Annotated in this window: 17 protein-coding genes; 9 read left to right on the forward strand and 8 right to left on the reverse strand. The window is 67.0% G+C overall.

From position 1 onward, the window contains the following. Positions 1 to 9 precede the first annotated feature (9 nt). From glp to ASC92_RS17065, 5 genes are all read right to left on the reverse strand, one after another. Positions 10 to 1,323, reverse strand: coding sequence for a gephyrin-like molybdotransferase Glp (gene glp / locus ASC92_RS17045; RefSeq protein ID WP_056518035.1), 1,314 nt, complete (start codon positions 1,321 to 1,323; stop codon positions 10 to 12). Then, positions 1,320 to 1,955 (reverse strand): molybdenum cofactor guanylyltransferase MobA, encoded by a 636-nt coding sequence (gene mobA, locus ASC92_RS17050; RefSeq protein WP_056519098.1) that lies wholly within the window; start codon positions 1,953 to 1,955, stop codon positions 1,320 to 1,322. Before mobA ends, glp begins: the two co-directional genes overlap by 4 nt. 14 nt (positions 1,956 to 1,969) lie before the next feature. After that, the gene (gene moaA, locus ASC92_RS17055; RefSeq protein ID WP_056518037.1) at positions 1,970 to 3,121 is read right to left on the reverse strand and encodes a GTP 3',8-cyclase MoaA; all 1,152 of its coding nucleotides are present in this window, start codon (positions 3,119 to 3,121) and stop codon (positions 1,970 to 1,972) included. A 137-nt stretch (positions 3,122 to 3,258) separates the two neighbouring features. Then, a complete protein-coding gene (locus tag ASC92_RS17060) occupies positions 3,259 to 4,692 on the reverse strand; it encodes an aldehyde dehydrogenase family protein (protein ID WP_056519099.1) in 1,434 nt (477 codons plus the stop codon). Between the two features lie 53 nt (positions 4,693 to 4,745). After that, positions 4,746 to 5,300 carry a peroxiredoxin gene (locus ASC92_RS17065; protein ID WP_056518039.1) on the reverse strand — a complete coding sequence of 185 codons (555 nt, stop codon included), beginning with the start codon at positions 5,298 to 5,300 and terminating at the stop codon, positions 4,746 to 4,748. A 143-nt stretch (positions 5,301 to 5,443) separates the two neighbouring features. Here ASC92_RS17065 and ASC92_RS17070 point away from each other — a divergent pair, with 143 nt between their 5' ends. From ASC92_RS17070 to ASC92_RS17105, 8 genes are all read left to right on the forward strand, one after another. Beyond that, complete coding sequence (locus ASC92_RS17070) at positions 5,444 to 7,018, forward strand: phospholipase D family protein (RefSeq protein ID WP_056518040.1); 1,575 nt, start codon at positions 5,444 to 5,446, stop codon at positions 7,016 to 7,018. A 9-nt stretch (positions 7,019 to 7,027) separates the two neighbouring features. Then, entirely contained in the window at positions 7,028 to 7,801 is a 774-nt protein-coding gene (locus ASC92_RS17075; RefSeq protein ID WP_056518043.1) for a sterol desaturase family protein, read from the forward strand. Beyond that, a complete protein-coding gene (locus ASC92_RS17080; RefSeq protein WP_056518044.1) occupies positions 7,782 to 8,723 on the forward strand; it encodes a fatty acid desaturase in 942 nt (313 codons plus the stop codon). Before ASC92_RS17075 ends, ASC92_RS17080 begins: the two co-directional genes overlap by 20 nt. Before the next feature lie 3 nt (positions 8,724 to 8,726). Next, a complete protein-coding gene (locus ASC92_RS17085; protein ID WP_056518045.1) occupies positions 8,727 to 10,643 on the forward strand; it encodes a StlD/DarB family beta-ketosynthase in 1,917 nt (638 codons plus the stop codon). Then, positions 10,627 to 11,538 (forward strand): DUF6999 family protein, encoded by a 912-nt coding sequence (locus ASC92_RS17090; protein ID WP_056518047.1) that lies wholly within the window; start codon positions 10,627 to 10,629, stop codon positions 11,536 to 11,538. The genes ASC92_RS17085 and ASC92_RS17090 overlap by 17 nt, the downstream gene beginning before the upstream one ends. A gap of 17 nt (positions 11,539 to 11,555) precedes the next feature. Further along, positions 11,556 to 11,927: a hypothetical protein gene (locus tag ASC92_RS17095; RefSeq protein WP_056518049.1), complete on the forward strand. Its 372-nt coding sequence runs from the start codon at positions 11,556 to 11,558 to the stop codon at positions 11,925 to 11,927. After that, entirely contained in the window at positions 11,914 to 12,144 is a 231-nt protein-coding gene (locus ASC92_RS17100; RefSeq protein WP_007836713.1) for a hypothetical protein, read from the forward strand. The genes ASC92_RS17095 and ASC92_RS17100 overlap by 14 nt, the downstream gene beginning before the upstream one ends. A 252-nt stretch (positions 12,145 to 12,396) precedes the next feature. After that, a complete protein-coding gene (locus ASC92_RS17105; protein WP_056518051.1) occupies positions 12,397 to 12,984 on the forward strand; it encodes a hypothetical protein in 588 nt (195 codons plus the stop codon). A 13-nt stretch (positions 12,985 to 12,997) separates the two neighbouring features. Here ASC92_RS17105 and ASC92_RS17110 read toward each other — a convergent pair whose 3' ends face one another. After that, entirely contained in the window at positions 12,998 to 13,840 is an 843-nt protein-coding gene (locus ASC92_RS17110; RefSeq protein ID WP_056518053.1) for a metal-dependent hydrolase, read from the reverse strand. A 125-nt stretch (positions 13,841 to 13,965) separates the two neighbouring features. On the opposite strand from ASC92_RS17110, the gene ASC92_RS17115 reads away from it, so the two are divergent. After that, positions 13,966 to 14,598, forward strand: coding sequence for a TetR/AcrR family transcriptional regulator (locus tag ASC92_RS17115; RefSeq protein WP_056518054.1), 633 nt, complete (start codon positions 13,966 to 13,968; stop codon positions 14,596 to 14,598). A gap of 35 nt (positions 14,599 to 14,633) precedes the next feature. Here ASC92_RS17115 and ASC92_RS17120 read toward each other — a convergent pair whose 3' ends face one another. Both ASC92_RS17120 and ASC92_RS17125 read right to left on the reverse strand, forming a co-directional pair. Next, on the reverse strand, positions 14,634 to 15,002 hold the full coding sequence (locus tag ASC92_RS17120; protein ID WP_056518057.1) for a nuclear transport factor 2 family protein: 369 nt from the start codon (positions 15,000 to 15,002) through the stop codon (positions 14,634 to 14,636). A gap of 1 nt (position 15,003) precedes the next feature. Continuing rightward, positions 15,004 to 17,529 (reverse strand): sodium-translocating pyrophosphatase, encoded by a 2,526-nt coding sequence (locus ASC92_RS17125; RefSeq protein WP_157609072.1) that lies wholly within the window; start codon positions 17,527 to 17,529, stop codon positions 15,004 to 15,006. Positions 17,530 to 17,532: the final 3 nt, after the last annotated feature.

The raw sequence follows: 17,532 nt of genomic DNA on the forward strand, positions 1-17,532 counted from the left end.
AGCGGCGGGCTAGATCGCGCCGTCGAACATCATCACGTCTACCTCTTCGCCCGCGGCGATGCTGCCCTGGCCGTGATGCAGCACCACGAGCCCGTTGGCTTCGACCATCGAGCTGAGCACCCCTGAGCCCTGGTGGCTCGCGACGCACACCTCAGGCAACGCGCCCGGCACGGTCTTCACGAAGCCGCGCTGGTACTCGGTGCGGCCCGGTTTCTTGCGGATCGGGCCCGTGCTGCGCGCGCGCAGAAGCGGCGGCGGCGCGGCTGCCGCGTCATGGCAACCCATCATGCGCAGCAGCGCCGGCCGCACGAAGGCCAGGAAGGTCACCATCACGGCCACCGGATTGCCCGGCAGGCCGAACAGCACCGCCGGCTGCGGCGACGCCTCGCGCGGGATCAGCCCCACCGCCAGCGGCCGGCCCGGGCGCATGGCCACGCGCCAGAACGCCATGTCGCCCAGCTGCTGCATCACGTCGCGCGTGTGGTCGGCCGCACCGGCGCTGACGCCGCCGCTGGTGACGATGGCATCGGCCTCGCGCGCGGCGCGCCGCAGCGCGGCGGCGAGCGTGGCCGGATCGTCGCGCACCAGGCCGAGGTCGATCACCTCGCAACCGAGCCGCGCGAGCAGGCCGAACACGGTGTAGCGGTTGCTGTCGTACACGGCGCCTTCGCGTGGCGCGTCGCCGAGGCTCAGGATCTCGTCGCCGGTCGAGAAGTAGGCCACCCGCAGCCGCCGCAGCGCAGGCACGCCCTGCAGGCCGAGGCTCGCGACCATGCCGAGCGCGGCGGGCGACAGGCGTTCGCCCTTGCGCAGCGCGGGCTGGCCCTGCATCAGGTCTTCGCCCGCAAGGCGGCGGTTGTCGCCACGGCGCAGCACCCTGGCCGGAAAGCACACGCGGTCGCCGTCGACCTTGCAGAACTCCTGCGGCACGACGGTGTCGAGGCCCGCCGGCATCATGGCGCCGGTCATGATGCGCACCGCATCGTCCGGGCCCAGCGCGCCGCGCCAGGCGGCCCCGGCCAGCGCCGTTCCCGCCACGCGCAGCGTGACCGAGACGTCGATGGGCGCGTCCTGGGGCAGCACCGCGCCGTCGAAGGCGTAGCCGTCCATGGCGGAGTTGTCGTGCGGCGGCACGCTGATAGGCGAGACGATGTCTTCGGCCAGCACGCGGCCGAGGGCTTCGAGCAAGGAGACGCTCTCGCGTTGCGTGACGACGGCCGAGGCCGTCAGTTGCGCGAGAAAGGCGTGGACGGCCTCGACGCTCAGGTCGATGGCGGCGTCGTAGCCCGAAAGGGCGGAGGCAATGTCTGCGATGCGGCTCATCGGTTTTCGAGGGCGTGCAGTTCGGCCAGGGTGTTCGCGTTGAAGAAAGCGTCGGGCGCGTCGCCGGGGCGGTTGAAGGGCACGTGCACTGTGCGGTGCTGCGCGGTCCACGCGTGGACCTTGCGGCCGCCGGCTTCGGTGTAGCGCTGCAGGCTCTCGCGCAGGTCGGCGCGCAGCAGGCAGAAGACGGGTTGGAGGCGCAGCACCGCCTCGCCTTCGGAGATTTCGGGGGCGTTGACCATCGCGATCTCTGCATCATCGGCGGCCACCGCTTCGGCGAGCCGGGCGGCGAGGTCTGGCGGAAACAGCGGTGTGTCGCAAGGCACGGTCAACAGCCAGGGTGTCGTGCAGTGCTCCAACCCGGTGAGAAAGCCCGCGAGCGGCCCCGGATAGTCCGCGAGGCTGTCGGGCCACACCGGCACGCCGAAGGCTTCGTAGTCGGCGAGGTTGCGGTTGGCATTGACGATGAGCTGGCCGACCTGCGACCCCAGCCGCCGTATCGCATGCAGAGCCAGCGGCTCGCCGTTGAAAAGCTGCAGCCCCTTGTCGACCCCGCCCATGCGAGAGCCGCGTCCGCCGGCCAGCAGAAGCCCCGTGATGTCGACGGGCGCGATGAAGGCGTGCGCGGGCATGGCGACCGCCTGCGTCATCCGCCGATGTAGCTCATCTCGACGCGGCGCGGGGCTTTGCCGCCGGCATCGCCGCTGTCGTTGTCGGGCCCGCGCAGGGCGCGCAGCTCGGAATACCGATCGGCGCGGCCCTGCCAGATGTGGCCGATGGCCGAGGCGATGTCGTCGTCGCTCGCGGTGCCGCGCAGCAGCGGGCGCAGGTCATGGCCGGCGCTGGCGAAGAGGCAGAGGTACAGCTTGCCTTCGGTCGACAAGCGTGCGCGGCTGCAGTCGTGGCAGAAGGCCTGCGTCACGCTGCTGATCACGCCGACCTCGCCCCCGCCGTCGGCATAGGCCCAGCGCTGGGCGGTCTCGCCGGGCGTGGCGGCTTCCAGCGGTACCAGCGGGAATTCGGCATGGATGCGAGCGATGACGTCGGCCGAGGGCAGCACCTCGTCCATGCGCCAGCCGTTGGTGGCGCCCACGTCCATGTATTCGATGAAGCGCAGCACCACCTTGCCGCCGAGGTGCGTGCGGAAGTAGCGAGCCATCGGCAGTATTTCCTGCTCGTTGGTACCGCGCTTGACGACCATGTTGACCTTGATGGGACCGAGGCCGGCGGCCAGCGCCGCGTCGATGCCGGCCAGCACGTCGGCCACCGGAAAGTCGACGTCGTTCATGTGGCGGAACACGGCGTCGTCGAGGCTGTCCAGGCTCACGGTCACGCGCTGCAGGCCTGCGGCCCGGAGCCCGGAGGCCTTGCGCGCGAGCAACGAGCCGTTGGTGGTGAGCGTCAGCGCCAGCGGCTCGCCGGCGGGCGAGCGGATCGCGGCGAGTTGTTCGATGAGGCCTTCGATGTTCTTGCGCAGCAGCGGCTCGCCGCCGGTCAGGCGGATCTTGCGCACGCCGTGCGCGGCGAACAGGCGGGCCAGCCGCGTCATCTCTTCAAAGCTCAGCAGCGCGCTGTGCGGCAGGTACTTGTAGTCCTTGTCGAACACGTCCTTCGGCATGCAGTAGCTGCAGCGGAAGTTGCAGCGGTCGGTCACGCTGATGCGCAGGTCGGTCATGGGCCGGCCCAGGCGGTCGAGCAGCACCCCCGTGGCGGGCACGGCGACGTCCGGCACGGCCACGGCGGGGCGTGCGCGGCCGATCGTGGAGATCGGAATGACGGTATTGCTGCTGTTTTTCATGAAGCGGGTCCGATTTTGCGCCACGGCCCAAGGGCCTGTGAACCTCAGGCTACTTGATCGCCGCCGCACAAACCATGTCCCAGGTCAATGTTCTGCAAAGCGTTTTGTACTTGGGCGGCTGCTGGCCGGCCTTGGCCTCAGCCGTGCTTGACGGCGACAGTCTTGAGCGTGGTGAATCCGTAGAGGGCCTCGAAACCCTTCTCGCGGCCGTAGCCCGAGGATTTCACGCCACCGAACGGCAGCTCGACCCCGCCGCCCGCGCCATAGTTGTTGATGAACACCTGGCCGCTCCTCACGCGCCTGGCCATGCGGAACTGGCGCGATCCGTCGGTGGTCCACACGCCGGCGACCAGGCCGAACTGCGTGGCGTTGGCAAGCGCCACGGCTTCGTCTTCGTCGGCGAAGGCCATGGCTGCCAGCACCGGGCCGAACACCTCTTCCTGTGCGAGCCGGTGATTCACCGGCACGTCGCGCAGCAGGGTGGGCGCCTGGTAGAAGCCGGTCTCGGGCGCTTCGTCGACCACGATGCCTTGCGCCACCATCGGGATGCCGGCATGCTGCGCATCGCTCAAGAAGTCCCATACGCGCTGCTGCTGCGTCTGGCGGATCAGCGGGCCCACGTCGAGGTCCATGGCCGCGGGACCGACGCGCAGCGCCTCGAAGGCATGGCCCAGGCGCTCCAGCAGCGGTTCGTAGATGTCGCGCTGGATCAGCACCCGCGAGCCGGCCGAGCAGGTCTGCCCGGCGTTCTGCACGATGGCATTGATGACCACGGGAATGGCCGCGTCCAGGTCGGCGTCCGCAAAGATGATCTGCGGACTCTTGCCGCCCAGCTCCAGCGTGACCGGGCAGTGCCGCTCGGCCGCCACCTGCTGGATCAGCGTGCCGATCTTCGGGCTGCCGGTGAAGCTGATGTGGTCGATGCCCTCGTGACGAGCGAGCGCGTCCCCCACTTCATGGCCGTAGCCCGCCACGATATTGAGCGCGCCGGCCGGAAAGCCGACTTCGGCCGCGAGTTGCGCCACGCGGATCAGCGAGAGGCAGGCGTCTTCGGCCGGCTTCACCACGCACACGTTGCCGGCCGCCAGGGCGCCGCCCACGCTTCGCCCGAAGATCTGCATCGGGTAGTTCCACGGAATGATGTGGCCGGTGACGCCATGCGGCTCGCGCCAGGTGAAGACGCTGTAGCCGTCCTGGTAGGGGATGGTCTCGCCGTGCAGCTTGTCGCAGGCGCCGGCATAGAACTCGAAATAGCGCACCAGCGCCACGGCGTCGGCGCGCGCCTGCTTCACGGGCTTGCCGCAGTCGCGCTGCTCGATCAGCGCGAGCTCGTCGACGTGCTCGGCGATCTTCTGCGAGAGCTTGTAGAGCAGGCGGCTACGGTCGGCCGCGCTGACCTTATGCCAGACGCCCTCGAAGCAGTCGCGTGCGGCGCGCACGGCGGAGTCGATATCGGCCGCGTTGCTGCGCTGGATTTCGTCGAAAACCTGGCCGTCGGAAGGGTCGATGACGGGCAGGGTGCGGCCGGAAGAGGACGGGACGTGCGCGTTGGCGATGTAGTTGAGCTGCATGGGCGGATTTTGCGCGAAGCGCGCGAATCCCATGGCCCTGCGGCCCGCAATCCTTACTTGGCCGCGCCGGCCTTCGGCAGCGCCTTCACCGCATTCAGCGTGCGCTCCACATGCTTGTCCGGATTCAGATTCTGGTAGTAGTAGGCGACCTTGCCGTCCGGCGAGATCACGTACGACAGGCGGTTGGCGAAGTCGGGCCGCGTCTGCATCAGCGCGTCGAAACCCTGGATCACGGTCTTGCCCTCGTCCGACGCCACCGGAAAGCGGCTCTGGCAGGACTTGACCGAGAACTTCGACAAGGTGCCGATGTCGTCCGCCGAAACGCCGATCACGCTGGCGCCCAGTGCGGCGAACTGGTCCACGGCTTCGGCGAAGGCGTGGGCCTCGATCGAGCAGTCGTTGGAATCGGCCGCCGGAAAGAAGTACAACACCACCGGCCCCTTGGCGAGCGCGTCGGCCAGCGAATAGCGGAAGGTCTTGCCGCCCAGGGCGGCGTTGGCGGTGAACTTCGGCACGGGGTCGCCGATGTCCAGGGCGGCCCAGGCGGGATGCGCCAGGGCTGAAAAAACCGTCATCCAGGCGATGCGATGGAGGTGCGAACGGGCCATGATGTAACTCCGCAGCGATGTGGATCGAATTCTAGGCCGGGCATCGCCAAAAGGGGCCCTTGAAACCGGTGCAGGCCGGCCCGCGTATTGAGCAGAACAATTGAAGAAACGACGGGGAAGAAACACGCCATGGAAGCACCATCATGAACGCCTGCCTCTCGCTCCTGCGCCTCGCGCTCGCCGGCGCCCTGATCGCGGCGCTCGGCGCCTGCGGTTCGCTTCCGCCGGCGCGGGAACGGCCCGCGGAATTTGCCACCTCTGCCGACTCGTCGACCATGCTCGCGAAGATCGCCGCCGCGTCCACGCCGCCCGGCGAGCACTCGGGCTTCAGGCTGATGCCGCTGGGCGTGTACTCGCTCGACGCACGCATCCAGCTGGCCCAGCGGGCCCAGCGTTCGCTGGTGGTGCAGTATTACCAGCTCGAGAACGACGCCGTCGGCCGACTGCTGCTGCGCACGCTGCGCGAGGCGGCGATGCGCGGCGTGAAGGTGCGGGTGCTGGTGGACGACCTGTACACCGTCAAGAGCCAGCAGTTGCTGCTGGCACTGTCCGAGACGCCCAATGTCGACGTGCGCCTGTTCAACCCGTTCTGCTGCGGGCGCAACGGCTTCCTGTCGCGCTTCGCGGCGTCGCCGTGGGAGATTTCGCGGCTCAACCACCGCATGCACAACAAGCTCTTCATTGCCGATGGCGTGATGGCGGTGGTGGGCGGGCGCAACATCGCCGAAGAGTATTTCGTGCTCAGCGAGGCGCAGAACTTCATCGACATGGACGCGCTGGTGATCGGCAAGGTGGTGCCGCAGCTCGAATCGATCTTCGACGCCTACTGGAACAGCGTGCAGGTCTGGCCGATTGCCGACATCGTCACGGGCGAGGGTGGCCGCAAGCCGAACGGCGCCGATTTCGACAGCTGGGTGGGCATGGCCGCACCGCCGCCGAAGATCGTGCTGCCGCCGTCCGACGTCCTCGGCTACGGGCCCATTGCCGAGGAGCTCGACGGCGGCCGCATGGGCCTGCTGTGGGGCGAGGCCCGCGCCATCGCCGACCCGCCCACCAAGCCCGCGACCATGTCCGCCGACCAGGCCATCGCCACCAGTGTGACGATGAAGGTCTGGGCGCTGCTGCTCGACGCCAAGACCGAGGTTGACCTGACCTCGCCGTACCTGGTGCCGGGCGAGCGCGGCATGGAGGCTTTCGAGGACCTGGCCAGGCGCAAGGTCAAGCTCACGCTGCTGACCAATTCTCTGGCCGCCAACGACGAGCCGCTGGTGCACACCGGCTATGCGCGCTATCGCCAGCGGCTGCTCGAAAGCGGCGCCGACCTCTACGAACTGAGCCCGCAGCGCACCAGCGCGGGTGAGCGCTTCGGCATGTTCGGCAAGTCGCTCGGCCGGCTGCATGCCAAGACCGCTGCGATCGACAAGACACGCATCTTCATCGGCTCGATGAACCTGGACCCGCGCTCGGCCAGCCAGAATACCGAGATGGGCGTGGTGGTCGACAGCCCGCAATTGGCGCGCGAGATGCTGCGCGTCATCAACATCAGCAAGCTGCAGAACTCCTACCGGCTGCGGCTGGCCAAGGGCACCGGCACGCTGGAGTGGCTGACGAGCGATGGCGAGAAGGAAATGATCCTGACCTCGGAGCCCGAGTCGGGCTTCTTCCAGCGCTTCTACAACATGCTCATCGCGCCGATCGTTCCCGAGATGCTGTTGTAGCCTCGGGGGATGGCGCAGACCTTCACCTCGTTGTCCGCCCCGCAGGTCATGCTGTGGGGCGTACTTTTTTTCGGCGGCATCTATCTCGGCTTCGGCGGCATCACCTGGCTGTTGACGAACTGCGTGCTGCCGGCGCTGGGCCTCGGGCGCGAACTCGATCCGCGGCCGTTGCAGCCGGGGCAACTGCAGCGCGAGCTGGGGCAGTCGGGCGTGTCGGTGCTGATCTTCGGGCTGGGCATGGTGTTTCCATGGGGGCTGCTGCAGCTGGGCTGGGCGCGGCTCGACGGCGATGCGGGGTGGCGGCAGATCGCGGTCGAGATCGTCGCGCTGGCTTTCTGGAACGACGTGCATTTCTGGATCAACCACCGGCTGCTGCATACGCGCTGGCTGCGGCGCTTTCACGGACCGCACCACCGCTCGTTCGTGACCACGCCTTGGGCCACCTACAGCTTTCATCCCGTCGAGGCGCTGATGCTCGGCAACGTGATCCTGCTGCCGATGGTGGTGCACGACTTCAGTTTCTGGTCGCTGGCGGCGGTGCCGGTGTTCAGCCTGTTCTTCAACTGCATCGGGCATTCGAACTACGACTTCTTCACGGGCGTGTCGTACAGCAACTGGTTCGCGGCGAGCCGCCGGCACCATCTGCACCACGCCGTGCACAACGGCAACTACGGATTTCAATTCACGTTCATGGACCGGCTGTTCGGAACGCGTGTCGCGGCCGATGCAGCCGAGCCGATTCTCCGGGCCTACCGCAAGAAGCATGGCGCAACCACGGCCTGACGCGAGTCGCCACCTGCCGCGGCTGCGTCACTGGCGCGACTGGCAGAGCCTTGCCTATCTCGTCGCGTTGCCTGTGCTGGCTGCGTGGCAGTGGTTCCACGGCTTCGATGTCCTGTTGTATGGGCTGACGCTGCTCCTGACGCTCGGCGTCGGCGTGATCCATCACAACCATGTGCATCTGCGCATGTGGCGCGGGCGCCGCATGAACCGGCTGACGGACTTCTGGATCACGCTGCTGCAGGGGCACCCCACCTTCGTGTTCTGGCCTGCGCACGTGGCCAACCATCACCGGCATCGGCACGGGCCGAAGGACGTGGCGCGCACCTACCGCTTCGGCGGCGACACCAACCACCTGCGGGGTTACCTGCTGCATCCGTTCCAGGCGGTGTGGGTGCTGATGCCGGTGTTCTTCGCGTGGCTTGCTCGGCTGCGGCTGCATAGGCGCGGCGCGTGGCGCTACTGCATGGCGCAGTACGTGCTGTGGCTGGCCAGTTGGGCAGTACTGCTGGCGCTCGATTGGCGCAAGGCACTGGTCTTCGTCATTGCGCCCCAGCTGCATGGCCTGCACTGGCTGCTGGCGACCAACTACCTCCAGCACGCACATGCCGACGGCCGGAAGGCGCCTCGCAAGGAGGCGCAGGGCGATACCCCGGGTAGCCGGCTGAACTACGCCCGCAATTTCGAGGGGCTGGTGAACCCCTTGCTGTTCAACATCGGCCTGCACACCGCACACCACGAGAACCCGCATGCCCATTGGTCCGAGCTCACCCGCCTGCATCGCACGCGCTACCGCGCGCAGGTGGACCCCGTGCTCAACGAGGGCGGGCTGGTGCCGTACATGGTGCGGGTGTTCCTGCTGGGGGCCGTGTGGCCGCGTTTTCGCAGCCGCCCGCTGATGCCTCCCGATTCATCCATCAACTGAACCATGCCCGTCTCATTTCAACGCGTCTACCTCGAAAGCGCCGGCTACTTTATGCCGGGCGAGCCCATTCCCAACGACCGTATGGACGTCTACATCGCGCCGCTCAACCGCATGTCGGAGCGCATCAAGCGGCGCATCCTGGCGGAGAACGGCATCCTCACGCGGCACTACGCCATCGACGAGGAAGGCGTGACCCGCCACACCAATGCGCAACTGGCGGCCGGTGCCATCCGCGACTGCCTGCGGCGGGGTGGGGCGGAGCTGTCGCGCGTGTCGCTGCTGGCCAGCGGCTCGTCGGGCGGCGACACGCTGATGCCGGGCTTCGCCAACATGATCCAGGGCGAACTGGCCGCGCAGCCGATGGAGACGCACTCGGTGCACGGCATCTGCGCGGCCGGCGTGTCGGCGATCCAGACTGCCGCGCAGGGCATCGAACTGGGCGCTCATCGTTCGGCGATGGCGGTGGCGAGCGAGATGCCGTCACGCCTGTTCAAGCGTTCGCGCTTCGCGGCGCGTGGCTACGAGACCGACTTCGACTCGCACTTCCTGCGCTGGATGCTGTCCGATGGCGCGGGCGCCTTGCTGCTGTCCGACGGTACGCCCGCACTGGCCGGCGCACCGGGGCTGCGGCTGAAGCTGAAGTGGGTGCACCAGCGCGCCTTCTCGGGCGACTATCCGGTGTGCATGCAGCTCGGGCTGACCGAAGACCGGGCACGCGGCCACCTCGATTTCGGTTCCTGGGCCGAGGCCGAAGCTGCGGGTGCGCTATCGCTGCGCCAGGACATCCGCCTGCTGCCGCACCTGTTCGACATCGGCATCCACGAGTACGCGGGGCTGGTGCGCGACGGGTGGGTCGATCCGAAGCGGGTCGATCACTTCCTGTGCCACTACTCGTCCGAAAAATTCATTCCGGTGGTCGAGGACCTGATGGCCAAGGCCGACCTGTCGATCCCGCGCGAACGCTGGTGGAGCAACCTCGCATGGCGTGGCAACACCGGCGCAGCGTCGATCCTCGTGATGCTGGCCGAATTCCTGCACACCAAGGCGCTGAAGCCCGGCGAGCAGATCTTCTGCTACGTGCCGGAGTCGGGGCGCTTCATGGCAGCGTACATGCTGCTCGAAGTGGAGGCGGTCGATGCCGTGCCGGTGGTCGTCGCGCCGCGCGCGGCGGCGGCGCCCGACGACGACCTCGTGATCGCGCCCCCGCACGACCCGGCCGCCGCACCCGACGGCCTCGGCGCCTTGTTGACCGAATTGGCCGCCATCTGGCACGACTACCGCTCCCGCGTCTGGCGCACGCCGCTGGTCCGCCAGATCCGCGAGCGCCGCTTTGCCGTGCCCGACTACCTGAACTGGATGGGGCAATGGGTGCCCCAGGTGCGCGAAGGCAGCCTGTGGATGCGCGAAGGCGCCGCCTCGTTGAGCGAGCCGTACCAGGTGCTGGCCTCGCTGATCGGCGTGCACGCGGGGGAGGAGCAGAACGACTTCAACATCCTCTTCAGCGACTACCGCAACGCCGGTGGCACGGTCGAGAAAATCGAGGACCTGCGCCGCAACCCCGGCGGCGAGGCGCTCAATGCCTACCTGCATGGCCTGGCCGCCACGCGCGACCCGATCGGGCTGCTGGGCGCGATCTACATCATCGAGGGCACGGGCCAGCGCATCGTGCCGGCGCTGCTGCCGCTGCTCAAGGCCAGCCTGAAGCTGCCGCCCGATGCCTTCCGCTTCCTCGAGTACCACGGCCATAACGACGAGCATCACCTGAGCCGCTGGCTCACGGCGGTCGAAATGGTCATGGCCGTGGAAGGGCAGGCCCGCGCCGCCCGACAGATTGCCGACACCGCGCGCCACACGGCCGCGCTGTACCTGATGCAGTTCCAGCACATCACCGAACGCAGCCCCCATGGACCGAACACCTGATTTCCTGACCCAGGCGCACGACGAGCGCGACCCCAGCCCCTGGCTGGCGCTGTACCTCGACCAGAGCACGCCGCTGCCCGATGACGTCAAGGCCGCGTGGCTGGCCGATTCGAGTTCGGCCTCGCGCCAGTACCTGCTGCCGTTCCTGCGGCCGATCGCGCGGCTGACGATCATCCTGATCCAGATCGTGAAGGTGTTCGTGCCGCGCAACTGGTCGCATTCGATGTTGCTGCACCGACTTCTCGCCTGGGGGCTGAAGCGCTTTGTTTCGCCGGAGGCCAATTGGCTGATCCTGCGGCACTTTCACCTGGGCTCGCAGGTGCTGGCCTTCATCGGGCGAAACTCGCCGGCCCCGGTGGCGACGAGCCCGCTGGAGCCGGCCGACATCGACGCGCTGAAGGACGAGATGTTCCTGAAGCACGACCTGAACCTGTTCAACTTCGTGATCCGGCTAAACAAGGCGCTGCGCGACAAGGGCGTGGCGCTGTGCAAGGCGGAACAGGCCGATTTCTCGATGATCAGGGAGCCCGGTCCGCGGCTGGAAGACATGCCCCGGGGAAAGCTCAATTTTCTCGACCTGCAAAGCGCGATCGAGCTTTTTACGCCGCTTTACCAGCTGATGCTGACGGACAACGATTTTTGGCGTGCCGCCAACTCCCTGCAGCTGGACGAAACCATCGGCATCTACGCGGCCACGATCCTGGCCGCGCCCGAACACCTCATTCTGGTCAACAACAAGCACCCGCTCGTGCCCCTGTCGACCTTGCGGGCGGGGCATCGGCTGGTGATCCACGGGTTGTCCACCGAAATGCTGCACAGCCTGCTCCAGCGGATGCAGGCGGCCCAGGAAACCGGGGCGCCAGAGACCTCCCCGTGCGAGCAGCCACTTGCATAGGCGTATGCTGCCCCCAGATGCGAACCATGAACACGACCGATAATCCGTCTCCCAAGACCGATCTGGCAGTGACCCACGTGTTGGCACAACTGCTGGAAAAGCTTGAACACAGCGCTGTGCCCGTTGGCGCAGAGCAGTACCGTTCCGTGGTCGAACACCTCGTGCATGAGTTCGAGGATGTCGAGCAGGGCGCCGAACTCGGCCGTCTGCTCGATGCTTATCCGGCCGCGGCCGAGGTGTACGAGAACCTCAATTACCAGCACGCCGGGCTTTGCCGCTCGGCGTTGGACGCTTCCCTGGCTGCTGAAGCCAGTGCCCGGGAAGCCATTGCACGCGCGATACGCCGTGCCGAACCGAACAGCAAGGACAAGACGCATGGCGAAGGGTGAAGTGAAGACGGCGGTGGTGGCGGACGGCCTGCGTTACAAATCGAAAACGCCCGGTTCGCCGTTCCGCGCCTCGGCGTCGTTCAGTGGCGCGACCATGTCGTGCTTCATGTGCGGCAAGCACCGCGTGCGCTCGCAGCTGCGCACCCGTCAGGTGCTGGGCAAGTCCCAGACCGTTTGCGCCCCTTCCTGCAAGGCGCTCGACGAATCCCTCGAATAGGGGGTTGACCGAATCCGGTGGAATGACTCCTGCTAGCACATCGGGGAGGCATTTTGGAGACATTTCCGCGTGCATAAGTCACGGATTGGCCTTCCACATTGTTGCCAATCGCTATACAGTTAGACACAAATGATGCAAGTAATTGCATGAATTCAAAAGTTCTAATTTGTAGCCGATTTCCAATGAATTGCAGCCACGCCGTCGACGCCCCTCGCGGGACATGGAATTCAACGCTTGCAAAGGGGTTCTGCCATGGCTAAGTCGCGCCACGTGGTCATCCAGGTGGTCAAGCGCTCCTCCGGCAGCGCCACCCACCACGTCGAATTCCTGATGGACGACAACTTCGCCGAGCGGCTGCGGCAGTTGCGTTCGCTGGTGCCCCCTCTGGGCAGCCTCAACAAGCAGCGCGACCTCGTGATCGACAAGGTGCGCGTGCGACTGCCCAACGCCATCTGGCGCTCGGGCAACGAGATCGAGATGGACGGGGGCGTGGACGGCTCCTGCATCGTCATTGCCGCGGAAGGCTCGTTCAATTGCGGCGGCAAGGACCGCAAGACGCGCGAGAAGCTCGTGACGTACAACTTCTCGATCGCACGCCTGATCGAACTGCATGCCGAGCGCCCCGAGGGCGAGACCCTCTATATTCGCGACGGCGTGTTCGCCAACGACGAGCCTGCCGAATCGCCGGCCGGCCGCTGGGTCACCTCGATGCACGAACTGGAAATGGTGATGCGCGTGCCGGACGCTCCGTCCGATTTCGACACCCTGCACGACCTGGCGCTGCGCCCCGAACACCAGCAGGTCGGCGGCGGTGCGCCGCAACGCGCCAACTTCTATTGAGCCTTCTTGCCGGTCAACCCGCGGCCGCTGCTTCGGGTGCCGTGCCTATGGGCGTGTACTGCGCGCGGTTGTCCTCCAGCCAGCGCACCGAGAGGCTGCTGTCCTGCTGTATCGGATGGAAGTCCGGGCGCAGGTAGCTACGCCAGCCGGCCAGGTTGCCGCGCAGCAGGCCGTCGCGGCTCAGCAGGATGCGTGCGGCGCTCTTCCAGGTCGACCATTTCCACAGTTGCTTTTCGCGGCGCAGGTTGTCGATGGTCTGGTGCATCAGGTCGCCCAGGAACATTGCCGTAACGCGGCGGAACCAGCGCGTGCGCCATTCGTCGGAGCCGCCCGTGGCCTTGTAGATGTCGAAGGCCACGCTCTTGTGTTCCAGTTCTTCGGCGCTGTGCCACAGCCACATCGTGCGCAGCCGGGGCTCGGCGCCGTCGAGGATCTCGGGGTGGGCCAGCAGCCATTCGGCGAACAGCGCCGTGAAGTGCTCGGTGGCCGCCGTCACCGCCAGCGCGTGGCGCGGATCGGCGTCTTCCATCAGCGCCAGGCGCTTGCCCGCGCGCGCCGTCCAGCCATCCACCAGGCCCTGGCTTTCCAAGTGGTTGTTGAAGAGCGAATGAATGCGCCGGTGCGTGGCTTCCTGGCCGATGAAACCGCGCAAGTCGGCGCGGTGCTTTTCCTGCACTTCCGTCGGCAGCGTGGCAACGGCATCGCGAACCGCGTCGATGAAGAATTGCTCGCCGAAGGGGAAGCTCATCGACAGGGCGTTGAAGAAAGCGGTCGAGAATGCGTCGCCGCCGCACCAGTCGCGGGCAAAGGGCGATTGCAGATCGATCAGAAGGCGGCGGACCACGAGATCAGTCATGAAAAACAAGCCTCGGAAAAAGCGCGGGATGGAAATAGTTGGTACATCTTCGTACCGGCATGCTTCCATGGTGCAATCGAAGATTGGTACTGTCAAGTACCGTGACGTAGGAAAATGTGCCGTTCATGAGTGAAACCATCGAAACAGCCGTCCCTGCCAGGTCAGCCGACGGCATCGGAAGCGAGCACTACACGCGCCTGCTGCAAGGCATGGCGCATGCCGTGGCAGCCAAGGGCTACGCCGAAACCACCATCGCCGACATCGTGCGCGAGGCCGCCGTGTCGCGCCGCACCTTCTACGAACACTTCAGCACCAAGACCGAGTGCCTGATCGCGCTCTACGAGACCGCCAGCCGGCGCGCGCTGCAGGCGGTGAGCGAGGCCTTCGATCCGGTGCAGCCCTGGCATGCGCAGGTGGAGCAGGCCATGACCGCGTACTTCGATTACCTCGCGCAAGACCCTGTGCTGCTGCGCACGCTGTTCGTCGAGATCCTGGGGCTCGGCATGCCCGGCCTCGTGGTGCGGCGCAGGGTGAACGACGAGATCGCCAACTTCATCCAGGTGGCGATCAACAGCGGCAGTGCCGGCGCGGAAGACCCCGGTGTGCACCTGTCGGGACAGATGGCGATGACGGTGGTCGGCGGCATCAACGAACTGGTGCTGCAGGCCATCGAGCAGGATCGAGCAGGCGACCTGCGCGAACTGGTGGCGCCCGCCACGCGGCTGGTGCGGGCCGTGGCGGCCGAGAGCGGGCGCTAGAGCTCGAGGCTCAGGTCGGCGTTGCGCGGAAGCGTTCAGCCCGGCTTTTTCTGCGCGGGGTCGTAGAAGAATTGCTCTTCCGCGATGCAATTGCCTTCCCAGCGCTGCCAGGCGATCTCCTCCATGCGCATCCTGCTGCCGCCCTTGAACGTGAACTCGAAGATCCAATGGATGGCCACATGGTCGCCATTCACCAGCACCGGCCGCACGCAGGTGGAGACCACCATCTCGGTGCGGGCGAGCACGGCGGTTTCCTGCGCCACCAGCGTGCCGCGGCCGCGCCGCGGCTCGGCCTGGTTCTCGCGCATGGTGGCATCTTCGGTGTAGTAATCCTCGATGGCCTTGGCGTGCGCGCCGCCCTCGACGGCGGCGATGAATGATTCGAGTCGTTCGGGCGTGGGCATTTCAGGACTTTACTTTCACTTCGACGCGGCGAGCTTCGGTGGGAGACCCGTCGGCTTGCGATTGCTCGGGCTTGGCGAGTTCGATCTTGTCCGCAGGCGCGCCGGCGGCCTTGAGCGCATCGCTCACCGCCATTGCGCGCTGCTTGGCGAGTTCGGCGTTTTTCGCGAGGTCGCCGCTGGCATCGTGGTAGCCGCTCACGAGCACGGTGCTGCCGCTCTGCACGGCCTTGATGACGTCGGCCAGTGCCTCCTTGGCGTTGGGCGCGATTTCGGCGCTGGCGCTTGCGAAATAGAACTTCACGACGCCGTTCTCGACCTTTACTGCGGCAGCTTCGGCGGCCGATACGGCGCCTGAGGCGACCGCCGCGGCAGGCGTGGATGGGGTCGACGGCGCCATTGCGGCAGGTGCCGTCGCGGCCGGCGGCATCTCGACCTTCGCTGGCACGGCCGCTGCCGCATCGCCGGCATGGAACTTCACCACCAGCGGCACGATGAGCAGCGCCACGATGTTGATGATCTTGATCAGCGGGTTCACGGCCGGGCCGGCGGTGTCCTTGTAGGGGTCGCCCACGGTGTCGCCGGTGACGGCGGCCTTGTGCGTCTCGCTGCCCTTGCCGCCGAAGTGGCCGTCCTCGATGTACTTCTTGGCGTTGTCCCAGGCGCCGCCGCCGGTGCACATGCTGATGGCGACGAACAGGCCCGTGACGATGGTGCCCATCAGCAGCCCGCCCAGCGCCTTCGGCCCGAGCACCAGGCCGACCACGATCGGCACCAGCACCGGCAGCAGCGACGGAATCATCATTTCCTTGATGGCCGCGCCGGTCAGCATGCCCACGGCCTTGCCGTATTCGGGCTTGCCGGTGCCTTCCATGATGCCGGGGATGTCGCGGAACTGCCGGCGCACTTCTTCCACCACCGCACCGGCCGCGCGGCCCACGGCTTCCATCGCCATCGCGCCGAAGAGGTAGGGGATCAGGCCGCCGATGAAGAGGCCGACGATCACCATCGGATCGCTCAGGTTGAAGCTGATGGCCTGGCCGAAGCTCTCCAGCTTGTGGGTGTAGTCGGCAAAGAGCACCAGCGAGGCGAGGCCGGCAGAGCCGATGGCGTAGCCCTTGGTCACTGCCTTGGTGGTGTTGCCGACCGCGTCGAGCGGGTCGGTTACGGCACGCACGCTGTCGGGCAGTTCGCTCATCTCGGCGATGCCGCCGGCGTTGTCCGTGATGGGGCCGTAGGCGTCGAGCGCCACCACGATGCCGGCCATGCTCAGCATCGAGGTCGCGGCCACCGCAATGCCGAACAGGCCGGCGAGCGAGTAGGAAGCCAGGATCGCGATGCACACGAAGATCACCGGCCACGCTGTCGAGCGCATCGACACGCCCAGGCCCGCGATGATGTTGGTGCCGTGGCCCGTGGTCGAGGCCTGCGCGATGTGCTGCACGGGCTTGTACTGCGTGCCGGTGTAGTACTCGGTGATCCACACCAGGGCGGCCGTCAGCGCAAGGCCGACGAAGCAGGCGCCGAACAGCTTGAGCTGGCTGCCGCTCGCAGCGATCGCGTTGTCGGGAATGAGCCAACTGGTGACGAACCAGAACGCGATCAGCGACAGCACGCCCGCCACCGCCAGGCCCTTGTAGAGCGCCGGCATCACATTGACCATGCCCGGCGACGCCTTCACGAAGAAGCAGCCGATGATCGACGCGATGATCGACACGCCGCCCAGTGCCAGCGGATACAGCACCGCGTTGGTGGGGGCCGCGGTAACCATCAGCGCGCCCAGCACCATGGTGGCGATGAGCGTCACGGCGTAGGTCTCGAACAGGTCGGCCGCCATGCCGGCGCAGTCGCCGACGTTGTCGCCCACGTTGTCCGCGATCACCGCCGGGTTGCGCGGATCGTCTTCGGGAATGCCGGCTTCGACCTTGCCCACCAGGTCGGCACCGACGTCGGCGCCCTTGGTGAAGATGCCGCCGCCCAGCCGCGCGAAGATCGAGATCAGCGAGGAGCCGAAGGCAAAGCCGATCAGCGGATTGAGGAGGGCCGAGAGGCCGTGGGCCCCGGCCGGAATGCCGCCGGCGGCCAGCACCCAGTAGAAGACCGACACGCCCAGCAGGCCCAGGCCCACCACCAGCATGCCGGTGATGGCGCCGCCGCGAAACGCGACGTCGAGCGCCGGGCCGATCCCGTGCGTGGCCGCCTGCGCCGTGCGCACGTTGGCGCGCACCGACACGTTCATGCCGATGAAGCCGCAGGCACCCGAGAGCACCGCACCCACGATGAAGCCGACCGCCGTGGTCAGGTCGAGGAAGATGGCGATGAGGATGGCGAGCACCACGCCCACGATGGCGATGGTGCTGTACTGCTTGGCGAGGTAGGCCGAGGCGCCGGCCTGGATGGCCGCCGCGATCTCCTGCATGCGGGCGTTGCCCGGGTCCTTCGCGAGAATCCAACTTCGAGCCCAGAAACCGTAGGCCACGGCCACGAGGCCGCAGACGATCGCCAGTATCAGGGGGGTGTTGCCGATCATGCT

The sequence above is a fragment of the Variovorax sp. Root411 genome, from assembly GCF_001425205.1.
Lineage (GTDB): Bacteria > Pseudomonadota > Gammaproteobacteria > Burkholderiales > Burkholderiaceae_C > Variovorax.